The 12,065-nt window shown below is 69.9% G+C and carries 7 protein-coding genes; 3 read left to right on the plus strand and 4 right to left on the minus strand.

Going from position 1 to position 12,065, the window contains the following annotated elements; all coding sequences use genetic code 11:
• Nucleotides 1–32 precede the first annotated feature (32 nt).
• The 3 genes from FJ658_RS12280 (at nt 33) to FJ658_RS12290 (ending at nt 6,663) form a co-directional block, all read left to right on the plus strand.
• A complete protein-coding gene (locus FJ658_RS12280) occupies nt 33–2,891 on the plus strand; it encodes an aconitate hydratase (protein ID WP_141145660.1) in 2,859 nt (952 codons plus the stop codon).
• A gap of 133 nt (nt 2,892–3,024) precedes the next feature.
• The gene (gene dxs, locus FJ658_RS12285; RefSeq protein WP_141145661.1) at nt 3,025–4,968 is read left to right on the plus strand and encodes a 1-deoxy-D-xylulose-5-phosphate synthase; all 1,944 of its coding nucleotides are present in this window, start codon (nt 3,025–3,027) and stop codon (nt 4,966–4,968) included.
• A gap of 189 nt (nt 4,969–5,157) precedes the next feature.
• The gene (locus FJ658_RS12290) at nt 5,158–6,663 is read left to right on the plus strand and encodes a DHA2 family efflux MFS transporter permease subunit (protein WP_141145662.1); all 1,506 of its coding nucleotides are present in this window, start codon (nt 5,158–5,160) and stop codon (nt 6,661–6,663) included.
• Between the two features lie 78 nt (nt 6,664–6,741).
• Here the strand turns inward: FJ658_RS12290 and FJ658_RS12295 are convergent, their stop codons facing one another.
• The 4 genes from FJ658_RS12295 to FJ658_RS12310 all read right to left on the minus strand — a co-directional run bounded on the left by FJ658_RS12295 (nt 6,742) and on the right by FJ658_RS12310 (nt 12,003).
• Entirely contained in the window at nt 6,742–8,904 is a 2,163-nt protein-coding gene (locus tag FJ658_RS12295) for a 3-hydroxyacyl-CoA dehydrogenase NAD-binding domain-containing protein (RefSeq protein ID WP_370454796.1), read from the minus strand.
• Complete coding sequence (locus FJ658_RS12300) at nt 8,901–10,100, minus strand: thiolase family protein (RefSeq protein WP_141145663.1); 1,200 nt, start codon at nt 10,098–10,100, stop codon at nt 8,901–8,903. Before FJ658_RS12300 ends, FJ658_RS12295 begins: the two co-directional genes overlap by 4 nt.
• A gap of 78 nt (nt 10,101–10,178) precedes the next feature.
• A complete protein-coding gene (locus FJ658_RS12305; protein ID WP_141145664.1) occupies nt 10,179–11,414 on the minus strand; it encodes an HRDC domain-containing protein in 1,236 nt (411 codons plus the stop codon).
• Nucleotides 11,407–12,003, minus strand: coding sequence for a DUF3000 domain-containing protein (locus FJ658_RS12310; RefSeq protein WP_141145665.1), 597 nt, complete (start codon nt 12,001–12,003; stop codon nt 11,407–11,409). Before FJ658_RS12310 ends, FJ658_RS12305 begins: the two co-directional genes overlap by 8 nt.
• Between the last annotated feature and the right edge of the window lie 62 nt (nt 12,004–12,065).

Consider the following 12,065-nt stretch of genomic DNA (forward strand, 5'->3'; position numbering starts at 1 on the left):
AGGATGGACGCGAGTTCACGGAGGAGACAGCAGTGTCGACGGTCAACAGTTTCGGTTCCAAGAGCACATTGAAGGTCGGAGACACCGAGTACGAGGTCTTCCGCATCGACACCGTCCCGGGTCACGAGAAGCTCCCGTTCAGCCTCAAGGTGCTGCTCGAGAACCTCCTCCGCACCGAGGACGGCGCGAACATCACGAAGGCCCAGATCGAGGCCCTCGGTTCCTGGGATCCGGATGCGGAGCCCGACACCGAGATCCAGTTCACCCCCGCACGCGTGGTGATGCAGGACTTCACCGGCGTGCCCTGCATCGTCGACCTCGCCACCATGCGCGAGGCCGTGACCGCCCTCGGCGGCGACCCCAAGAAGATCAACCCGCTCTCGCCGGCCGAGATGGTCATCGACCACTCCGTCATCGCCGACCTCTTCGGCAGCGAGAACGCCCTCGAGCGCAACGTCGAGATCGAGTACGAGCGCAACGGCGAGCGCTACCAGTTCCTGCGCTGGGGCCAGACGGCCTTCGACGACTTCAAGGTCGTGCCCCCGGGAACCGGCATCGTGCACCAGGTCAACATCGAGCACCTGGCCAAGGTCATCTACGACCGCCAGGTCGGCGGCGTGCTGCGCGCCTACCCCGACACCTGCGTCGGCACCGACTCGCACACCACCATGGTCAACGGCCTCGGCGTGCTCGGCTGGGGCGTCGGCGGCATCGAGGCCGAGGCGGCCATGCTCGGCCAGCCCGTCTCGATGCTCATCCCGCGCGTCGTCGGCTTCAAGCTGACCGGCGAGATCCCCGCCGGCGTCACCGCGACCGACGTCGTCCTCACGATCACCGATATGCTGCGCAAGCACGGCGTGGTCGGCAAGTTCGTCGAGTTCTACGGCGAGGGCGTCGGCTCGGTGCCGCTCGCCAACCGCGCCACGATCGGTAACATGAGCCCCGAGTTCGGCTCGACCGCCGCCATGTTCCCGATTGACGACGTCACGCTCGACTACCTGCGCCTGACCGGCCGCGACGAGCACGCCGTCGCGCTCGTCGAGGCCTACGCCAAGGAGCAGAAGCTCTGGCACGACGCGGCGAACGAGCCCGCCTTCAGCGAGTACCTCGAGCTCGACCTGGCGACCGTCGTGCCGTCGATCGCCGGCCCGAAGCGCCCGCAGGACCGCATCCTGCTGTCGGAGGCGAAGTCGCAGTTCGGCAAGGACATCCTCAACTACGCCGATGCCGCCGACGAGACCGTCGAGGTCGAGGGCACCTTCCCGGCCTCCGACCCCGGCACCGCGCCCGGCGTGGAGCACGAGACCGTCAGCCACGACCACGTGTCCCACCAGCACGAGCACGCCCACGCCGGCCTGCTGGCGAGCGGCGAGCGCCACGCGGCGTCGAAGCCGGTCAAGGTCACGACGCCCGCCGGGCAGGACTACCTGCTCGACAACGGCGCCGTCACCCTGGCGGCGATCACCTCGTGCACCAACACCTCGAACCCGTCGGTCATGATCGCCGCGGGCCTGCTGGCCCGCAAGGCGGTCGAGAAGGGTCTGACCCGCAAGCCCTGGGTCAAGACCACGCTCGGACCCGGCTCGAAGGTCGTCACCGACTACTACGAGAAGTCGGGCCTCGACAAGGACCTCGAGAGCGTCGGCTTCTACACGGTCGGCTACGGCTGCACCATCTGCATCGGCAACTCGGGTCCGCTGATCGAAGAGGTCTCGGCCGCGATCAACGACAACGACCTCGCCGTCACCGCGGTGCTCTCGGGCAACCGCAACTTCGAGGGCCGCATCAGTCCCGACGTGAAGATGAACTACCTCGCGTCGCCGCCGCTCGTCGTCGCCTACGCCCTCGCCGGGTCGATGAACTTCGACTTCGACACCGACTCGCTCGGCAAGGGCAGCGACGGCCAGGACGTCTACCTCAAGGACATCTGGCCCGACACGGCCGAGGTGCAGGAGATCATCGACGCCTCGATCTCGCGCGAGCAGTTCATCAAGCAGTACGCCACCGTCTTCGACGGCGACGAGCGCTGGAAGAACCTGCCCACGCCGAGCGGCCCCGTCTTCGAGTGGGATGCCGACTCGACCTACGTGCGCAAGGCGCCGTACTTCGACGGCATGAGCATGGACCTCACCCCGGTGCAGGACATCCACGGGGCCCGCGTCATGGCGACCCTCGGCGACTCGGTGACGACCGACCACATCAGTCCGGCCGGCAACATCAAGGCCGGCACCCCGGCCGCGCAGTACCTGACCGAGCACGGCGTCGCGCAGAAGGACTTCAACTCCTACGGCTCGCGCCGCGGCAACCACGAGATCATGATCCGCGGCACGTTCGCGAACATCCGTCTCAAGAACCAGCTGGTCAGCGCCGTCAACGACGGCCAGGTCGTCGAGGGCGGATTCACCCGCGACTTCACGAAGCCGGATGCGCCGCAGTCGTACATCTACGACGCCTGCCAGAACTACGCCGAGCAGGGCACCCCGCTCGTCGTCTTCGGCGGCAAGGAGTACGGCTCGGGCTCGTCGCGCGACTGGGCCGCCAAGGGCACCTCGCTGCTCGGCGTCAAGGCCGTCATCACCGAGAGCTTCGAGCGCATCCACCGTTCGAACCTGATCGGCATGGGCGTCGTGCCGCTGCAGTTCCCGCAAGGCGAGAGCTGGGAGTCGCTGGGCCTCGACGGCACCGAGATCGTCTCGATCTCGGGCCTGGAGGAGCTCAACGCGGGCACGACGCCGAAGACCGTGCACGTGACGGCCGCCCCGAGCGAGCACTCGCCCGAGGGCAAGCAGACCGTCGAGTTCGACGCGGTCGTGCGCATCGACACCCCCGGTGAGGCCGACTACTACCGCAACGGCGGCATCCTGCAGTACGTGCTGCGCAGCCTGGTCTGAGCACCGCTCCGAACGGCCCGCCCGGTGGACTCCGGGCGGGCCGTTCGCGTGCCGGGAGGCGCGCCTGCACGTCGCCCGAGTGCCGCGCCCGCCGCGCAGGAGAACGTGACCACACGGGAATAGGGTGAACGCCATGAGCCTGCTCGAGACGATCCACGGTCCGCGCGACCTCGATCGGCTGAGCGCCGCCGAGATGCGGGAGCTGGCGGGGGAGATCCGCCGCTTCCTGGTCGCCGAGGTCGCGAAGACCGGCGGCCACCTCGGACCGAACCTCGGCGTCGTCGAGCTGACCCTCGCCATCCACCGGGTCTTCGACTCGCCGCGCGACGCCGTCATCTTCGACACCGGCCACCAGAGCTACGTGCACAAGCTCGTGACGGGCCGCCAGGACTTCTCGCACCTGCGCGAGCGCGGCGGCCTCGCCGGCTACCCGCAGCGCTCGGAGAGCGAGCACGACATCGTCGAGTCGTCGCACGCCTCGAGCTCGCTGAGCTGGGCCGACGGCATCGCCCGCTCCTTCGCGATGACCGGCCAGGGCGACCGTCACGTCGTCGCCGTGGTGGGCGACGGCGCCCTCACCGGCGGCATGACCTGGGAGGCGCTGAACAACATCAGCGACGACAACAGCCGTCGCCTGGTGATCGTGGTCAACGACAACGGCCGCTCCTACGCGCCGACGATCGGCGGCATGGCGCGCTTCCTCAGTACGGTGCGCACCCGCCCCGCCTACCGTTCGCTCTACCGCTCGAGCCGCGCGTTCTTCGACCGCCTCGGCCCCGCCGGCCGCGCGGTCTACCGCGGCGTGCGCGGCGGCACACACGGCTTCCTCTCGCGGTTCATCAACAACGAGTCACTCTACTCGAACCTCGACATCAAGTACATCGGGCCCGTCAACGGCCACGACCAGCAGGCGATGGAGGAGGCGCTGCGGCAGGCGAAGGAGTACGCGGCGCCCGTGATCGTGCACGCGATCACCGAGAAGGGGCACGGCTTCGAGCCGGCCGTGCACGACCAGGCCGACCAGTTCCACGCCGTCGGGCAGATCGACCCCGAGACGGGGGAGCCGATCGAGGTCGCCTCGAAGCCGTCGTGGACCTCGGTGTTCGCCGACGAGATCGTCGCCCTCGCCGAGCGGAACCCGCGCCTGGTCGGCATCACGGCCGCCATGCTGCGGCCGGTCGGCTTGCACCGCTTCGCGGAGCGGTTCCCCGAGCGCGTCTTCGACGTCGGCATCGCCGAGCAGCACGCCGTGACGAGCGCGGCGGGTCTCGCCTTCGGGGGACTGCACCCGGTCGTGGCGCTCTACGCGACCTTCGTCAACCGCGCCTTCGACCAGTTGCTGATGGACGTCGCGCTGCACAAGGCCGGCGTCACCTTCGTGCTCGACCGCGCCGGCGTGACCGGACCCGACGGCCCGAGCCACCACGGGATGTGGGATCTCGCGATCCTGCAGGCCGTGCCCGGCATCCGCATCGCCGCGCCCCGCGACGCGACCCGCCTGCGCGAGGAGCTCGCCGAGGCCGTCGTGGTCGATGACGCGCCGACCGTCGTGCGCTTCTCGAAGGGCTCGGTCGGCTCCGAGTTCGACGCCGTGCGTCGCACCGACGACGGCGTGGATGTGCTGCGCGAGGCGCCGCACCGCGACGTGCTGATCGTGGCGGTCGGCCCGATGGCGAAGCTCGCCATGACGGTCGCCGAGCGACTGGCGGCCCAGGGGATCGGCGCGACCGTGATCGATCCGCGCTGGGTCGTCCCGGTGCCGCGGAGCGTCATCGAGCTCGCGGCTCAGCACCGCCTCGTCGTGTCGATCGAAGACGGAATCCGCGTCGGCGGGATCGGCACGCGCATCCGCCAGGATCTGCGCGCGGCCGGCGTCGACACGGCGGTCGACGAGCTCGGCCTGCCGGACGAGTTCCTCGATCACGCGAGCCGTGACCAGATCCTCGAGCAGGTCGGGCTTTCGGACCGCGAGATCGCGCGGGGGATCGTCTCGCAGGTGCTCGGGACGCGCCTGCCCGTCGCACGCCCGCTGCCCGATGAGATCGTGCTGCGCGACGACGTGCTGCGCCGCGACTGAGCATCCCGCTGCACCGCCACCTCAGGATGTCGGTGGCCGGCACTACACTATGTGTACAGTGTGAACATCCCGGTCGACGGCGATGCCGGGAATGACGCGGCACCGAGCGCGTTGACCTTCAGAGCACCACCCACCACCTGCGCCACGAGCGCCTGCGCACCGTCCGCGGTGCACCCCCAGGAGACACCCGTGACCGATAACGCCATCCGCAATCCCGAGACCTCGGGTCTCGAGGTGACGGTCGACGACGACGCCCTGCGCCGTCGCAACCGCACCGCGCTCGTGCTGCTGCTCGCCGCCACCTTCACCGTCTTCCTCAACGAGACGACCATGAGCGTCGCGATCCCGACGATCATCGACGACCTGCACATCACCGCCGCCGCCGGCCAGTGGCTGACGACCGCCTTCGCGCTGACCCTCGCCGTCGTCATCCCCGTCACCGGGTGGCTGCTGCAGCGTCTCACCACCCGTCAGGTCTTCATCGCCGCGCTCGTGCTGTTCTCGATCGGCACGCTCATCGCGGCCACCGCGCCCGTGTTCGGCGTGCTCGTGGTCGGCCGCGTCGTGCAGGCCAGCGGCACGGCGCTGATGATGCCGCTCATGATGACGACGATGCTGACCATCGTGCCGATGAGCCAGCGCGGCCGCATCATGGGGCGCGTCTCGATCGTCATGTCGGTCGCGCCGGCCGTCGGTCCGGCGATCTCGGGCGTTCTGCTCGAGGCGTTCCACCACCAGTGGCGCGGCCTGTTCTGGGTCATGCTCCCGATCGCGCTGATCATGCTCGTCATCGGCGTGCTGCGCGTGCCGAACGTGTCGGAGCTCAAGCGCGTGCCGCTCGATGTGCCCTCGGTGATCCTGTCGGCGATCGGATTCGCCGGATTCGTCTACGGGCTGTCAAGCCTGGGCGAGGCCGCGGAGTCGGGCACCATGGTGCCGCCGTGGGTGCCGCTCGCGATCGGCATCGTCTTCCTCGCGCTGTTCGCGCTGCGTCAGGTCCAGCTGCAGCGCCGCGACGCCGCGTTCCTCGACCTGCGCACCTTCGCCTCGCGCCCCTTCACGATCTCGGTGATCATGCTCGCGATCGGCATGATGGCGCTGTTCGGCATGGTGATCCTGCTGCCGATCTACCTGCAGAACGCGCTCGGCCTCGCGACGACCACGATCGGCCTGATCCTGCTGCCGGGGCCGCTGCTCTCCGGCATCTTGGGCCCGCTCGTCGGCCGCCTGTTCGACCGTGTCGGGCCGCTTCCGCTGGTCGTGCCGGGGTCGATCGTGATCAGCGCCTCGTTCTGGCTGTTCGCGTTCGGTCTGGGCGTCGACACGCAGATCTGGGTCATCATCCTGGCGAACGTGCTGCTCGGGCTCGGGCTCGCGTTCCTGTTCACGCCGCTGTTCTCGAGCGGCCTGGGGTCGCTGCCGCCGCACCTGTACTCGCACGGTTCGGCCCTCGTGTCGACGCTGCAGCAGGTCGCCGGGGCCGCCGGAACCGCGATCTTCGTCGCGCTGCTGTCGATCGGCATGGCCGCGGCGGGGGAGACGGATGTCACGGTGGCCTCGCCGTCGCAGATCGTCGCCGGCGTGCACCAGGCGTTCATCGTCGGCGCGTTCATCACGGTCGCGCTGGTCGTCGCGTCGTTCTTCGTGCGCAAGCCCGCCGCGGCGCCCGAGGGCGCGGGATTCGCCGGCCACTGACACGGCTCGAGCCCCTTCGCATGACGAACGCCCGGTCCCCTCGCGGGGCCGGGCGTTCGTCATGTCGCGGAGGTCAGATCAGCTGACCCCGCGGATCACCGGGTGGTGGAAGGTGGCGCCGAAGGCGCGCTCCGAGGCGCCGACCCGGTCGAGATACGGCGTGACGCCGCCCATCTGGAACGGGTAGCCGGCGCCGAGGATCAGGCAGAGGTCGATGTCCTCGGCCGCCGCGACGACGCCCGAGTCGAGCATCCGGTGGATCTCGTCGGCCAGGCCGTCTTCGAAGCGCTGCCGCAGCTGCTCGGCCGTGTAGGGCGTCGCATCCTTCGCCACGTGCTTCTGCACGATCTTGAGCGCGGCCTTGTCGACGCCCTTGACCTTGCCCTTGCTGTCCTTCTCGTAGATGTGCCCGAGCTCGGCGAGCTCGTGCAGCGCATCGCTGTCGAAGAACCGCTCGGGGAACGCCGCGTGGTGCGTGTCGAGCACGTGCGCGCCGACCTTGAGGCCGACGAGCTCGAGCAGCACGAAGGGGTCCATCGGCAGGCCGAAGGGGCGCTGCGCCTCGACGACCGTCTCGAAGGAGGTGCCCTGCTCCACCGCGTGCATCGCCTCGCCGAGCACCTTCGCCAGCACGCGGTTGACCACGAAGCCGGGGGTGTCGGTGGTGATGACCGCGTTCTTGCGCAGCGCCTTGGCGGTCACCATGGCGGTGCTGAGCGCCTCGTCGGTCGTGGCGGGCGCCTTCACGACCTCGATGAGCGGCATGACCGCGACCGGGTTGAAGAAGTGGAAGCCCACGAGTCGCTCGGGGTGCTTCAGCTTCGCGCCGATCTGCTCGACCGAGAGCGAGGAGGTGTTGGTCGCCAGGATCGCGTCGTCGGCGATGAACTGCTCGACCTCGGCGAACACGGCCTGCTTCACGCCGAGCTCCTCGAAGACGGCCTCGATGACCCAGTCGCAGTCGGCGAAGTCGGCCTTGTCGACCGTGCCGGTCACCAGGGCCTTGAGGCGGTTCGCCTCGTCGGCGTCGATGCGTCCCTTGCCGAGCAGCGCGTCGATCTCGGAGTGGATGTACTCCACGCCCTTGTCGACGCGCGCCTGGTCGAGGTCGGTGATGACGACCGGCACCTGCAGGCGGCGCACGAACAGCAGCGCGAACTGCGAGGCCATGAGGCCCGCCCCCAGCACGCCGATCTTGCCGATCCTCTTCGCGATCTTCGGGTCGGGCGCTCCGGCCGGCTTCTTCGCCCGCTTCTGCACGAGGTTGAAGGCGTAGATCGAGGCGCGGAACTGATCGCCCGAGATGAGGTCGGCGAGCGCCTCGTCCTCGGCGGCGAATCCCGTCGCCTTGTCGGTGTTCTTGGCCGCCTTGAGCAGCTCGAGGGCCTTGTAGGGGCTCTTCGGAACGCGGCCGATGCGCGAGGCGAGCGTCTTGTCGGCGATGCCGATCGCGACATCCCACTTCATGGCGCGCTCGAGCTTGCCCGGCGCGTTCTTGCGCTTGACCTCGATGCGGCCGGTGATGACGCCCTCGGCCCAGGTCAGCGACTCCTCGAGGAAGTTCGCGGGCCCGAAGATCGCATCCGCCATGCCGAGGTCGAAGGCCTGCTGGGCCTTCAGCATCCGGTTGTTCTTCAGCGGGTTCGAGATGATCACCTCGAGGGCGTTCTCGATGCCGATCAGGTTGGGCAGCAGCCAGGCGCCGCCCCAGCCGGGGATGATGCCGAGGAAGACCTCGGGCAGCGCGAGCGCCGGCACCGAGGTGTCGATCGTGCGGTAGTCGGAGTTCAGTCCGATCTCCACGCCACCGCCGAGCGCGAGCCCGTTGATGAACGTGAACGAGGGAACGCCGAGCGTCGACAGCTTGCCGAGCGTCAGGTGACCGAGCTGCGCCATGAGCAGGCCGGTCTCGCGGTCGGGGATCTCGCCGACCTTCGAGAGGTCGGCGCCGGCGGCGAGGATGAACGGCTTGCCCGTGACGGCGACACCGTGGATCTCGCCCGCGGCGGCACGCTCACGCAGCGCATCCAGCGTCGTGGCGAGCTCGAGCAGCGTGTTCGGGCCGAGCGTCGACGGGCGGGTGTGGTCGCGGCCGTTGTCGAGCGTCAGCAGGGCGATCACGGTGCCCGAGGGCATCGTGATGTCGCGCACGTGTGAGTGCGTGACGACCTCGTCGGGGTCGAGCGCCGCGAGCTTGTCGAAGCGGCTGAGGTCAGCGGATGCGGTGGTCACGTCGGTCACTTCTTCTTCCCATCGAAGTGCGGGTTCTCCCAGATGACCGAGCCGCCCTGACCGAGGCCGACGCACATCGCGGTCAGGCCGTAGCGCACGTCGGGGCGCTCGGCGAACTGCGCCGCGAGCTGGATCATGAGGCGCACGCCCGAGGAGGCGAGCGGGTGGCCGATCGCGATCGCGCCGCCCCAGGGGTTGACGCGCGCATCCTCGTCGTCGATGCCGAAGTGGTCGAGCAGCGACAGCACCTGCACGCTGAACGCCTCGTTGAGCTCGAACAGGCCGATGTCGTCGATCGTCAGGCCGGCCTTCTTCAGGGCCTTCTCGGTCGACGGGATCGGTCCGATGCCCATGACCTCGGGGGCGACGCCGGCGAAGGCGAAGCTGACCATGCGCATCTTGCTGCTCAGGCCGAGCTCCTTCGCGGCGGCCGAGCTGGCGAGCAGCGACACGGTGGCGCCGTCGGTGAGCGGCGAGGAGTTGCCGGCCGTGACGCGCCCGTGCGGGCGGAACGGCGTCTTGAGGGCGGCGAGGCCCTCCATCGTGGTCTCGGGGCGCATGCCCTCGTCGCGCGTTGCGAGACCCCATCCGCTCTCGCTGCGGATCGCGACCGGCACCAGATCGGGCTGGATCTTGCCGGCCTCGTAGGCGGCGGCGACCTTCTGCTGGCTGCGCATGCCGTAGCGGTCGGCGCGCTCCTTGGTGAGGGCGGGGAAGCGGTCGTGCAGGCGCTCGGCCGTGTTGCCCATGTTGAGGGCGTCGGGGCTCACGAGCTTCTCGGCGAGGAAGCGCGGATTCGGGTCGGCGTCGAAGCCCATCGGGTGCCGGCCCATGTGCTCGACGCCGCCGGCGATGGCGACGTCGTAGGCGCCGAAGGCAATGCCGCCCGCGACGGCGGTGGCGGCGGTCATGGCGCCGGCGCACATGCGGTCGATCGCGTAGCCGGGCACGCTCAGCGGGAGTCCGGCCAGGATCGCGGCCGTGCGACCGAGCGTGAGGCCCTGGTCGCCGGTCTGGGTGGTCGCCGCGATCGCGACGTCATCCACCCGGCCCTTCGGCAGCGAGGGGTTGCGCTCGAGCAGACCGATCATCGCCTTCACGATCAGATCGTCAGCCCGGGTTCCCCAGTACTGTCCTTTTTCTCCTGCGCGTCCGAACGGGGTGCGAACCCCGTCCACGAACACCACGTCAGATCCTGCGGCCACAGTGCCTCTCCTCAGTCGTTCCAGGGACAGCTCAACCCTAGGAACCGAGTCTGAGAGGCCGGAATCCTTTGACGGAGGCTACGAAGCGTCGGCGGAGCCGTCGGCGGCCGACTGTGCGGCCTCCACAAACGCATCGGCGATCACCTGTGCGGTTGCGTCAATCTGCCAGGGCCGCGCACCGAGTTCGGCGAGGGCCGCGCCGATGCTCTCACGGTCGACCTGTGCCGGGGGAGTCCAGGCGACGCGACGCAGCAGCTCGGGGGTGAGCAGGTTCTCGACGGGGATGCTGACGTGCTCCGAGATCGCGGTGATCGCGGCGCGCGCGGTCTTGAGGCGCTTGTCGGCCTCGGGGTCGCGGTCGGACCAGATGCGCGGCGGCGGCGGACCCGCATCGCCGGGCGCGCGCACGGGCGGCGTCTCCTCGGCGGCGAGACCGGCCTCGATCGCGCCGAACCAGCGGTCGAGCTGGCTGCGACTGGCGCGGCCGACGAACTCCTTCATGCCGGCCAGGTCGCGCTTCGTGGGCGGCAGGGCCTTCGCGGCGGCGACGAGCGAGCCGTCGGGCACGAGGCGACCGGGCGCGGTGTCGACCTCCTGGGCGTAGGCGTCGCGTGCCTCCCAGAGCGCCTTCGCGACCGCGAGCGCACGAGGAGAGCGCACGCCGTGGATGCCGGAGAGCCGCCGCCACGGGTCGACGCGCACGGGCGTCTCCTTGGCGAGCGTCGCCTGGAACTCCTGCTCGGCGAACTCCAGCTTGCCGGCCGACTCGAGCAGGTCGTGCACGGCGTCGCGCAGATCGGGCAGCAGCTCGACGTCGAGCGCCGCGTAGACGAGCCAGCTCTGCGGCAGCGGCCGCGTCGACCAGTCGGCGGCCGAGTGCTCCTTCGCGAGATGGATGCCCAGCAGCTGCTCCACGACGGTGCCGAGGCCGACCCGGGGGAGCCCGGCGAGCCGGGCGCCGAGCTCGGTGTCGAAGATGCGCGCGGGGTCGAGTCCGACCTCGCGCAGGCAGGCGAGGTCCTGACTGGCCGCGTGCAGCACCCACTCCTCGTCGGCGATCGCGTCCTGCAGCTCACGGAAGTCGCCGATTGCAGGCGGGTCGAAGAGGTAGACGCCCGCACCCCGGCGGAACACCTGGATCAGATAGGCGCGCTGCGAGTAGCGGAAGCCGGAGGCGCGCTCGGCGTCGATCGCGATCGGGCCGGTGCCCGCGGCGATCTCGGCCACCGCGGCGCGGTAGCCCTCGACGGTGTCGATGACGATCAGCGGCACGTGGTCTTCGGGCTTCGTGCCCGGTGCGGTCGTGTCAGTCACGCGCCGCCCGGGTCGTTCTCAGCATCGTCACACCGTCGAGCGTAGGGGGAAGCCCGGCCAGCATGCACAGCAGCTCGGCCCAGGCCTCGACGTGACTGCCGATGCGGTCGTCGAGCGGCGACCAGGATGCGCGCAGCTCGAGCTCCGCTCCGTCGCCCTGGTCGGCGAGCTCGCCGTAGCCGGTGGAGATGTTCTTGGTCGCGGTGCCCGAGGCCGACGCGTAGGCGGCGCCCCGCGCATCCAGGGCGTCGGTGAGCCACGCCCACGCGACGTCGGCGACGAAGGGGTCGAGCCCGATGTCGGTCTCGAGGGGGGCCTGGGCGTAGCAGATGACGCGGAACGGACCGCCCCAGGCCTCGGGCTCGTCGGGGTCGTGGAGCAGCACGAAGCGGCCGGTGCCGAGCACCGAGTCGATGCCGTGGCTGGTGGGGCGCACGTCGGCCGCGAGCGCGAATCCGCTCGGCGCGAGGCCCTTCGGCGCGGGGATCTCGGTGATCACGACCTCCTCGCGCGGCGCGCCGGCGCGGATCGCGGCCACGGCGGCCTCGAACTCCGCGGAGCTCGCAGACGGCGTCGAGGTGTCGGTCACCCTTGCAGATTAGGGTTCATCCAGCGAGGCGGTGGTATCGGCACGCCGCGCGGGAGTCGTCG

The sequence above is a fragment of the Schumannella sp. 10F1B-5-1 genome, assembly GCF_006517535.1.
Taxonomy (GTDB): Bacteria; Actinomycetota; Actinomycetes; order Actinomycetales; family Microbacteriaceae; genus Schumannella.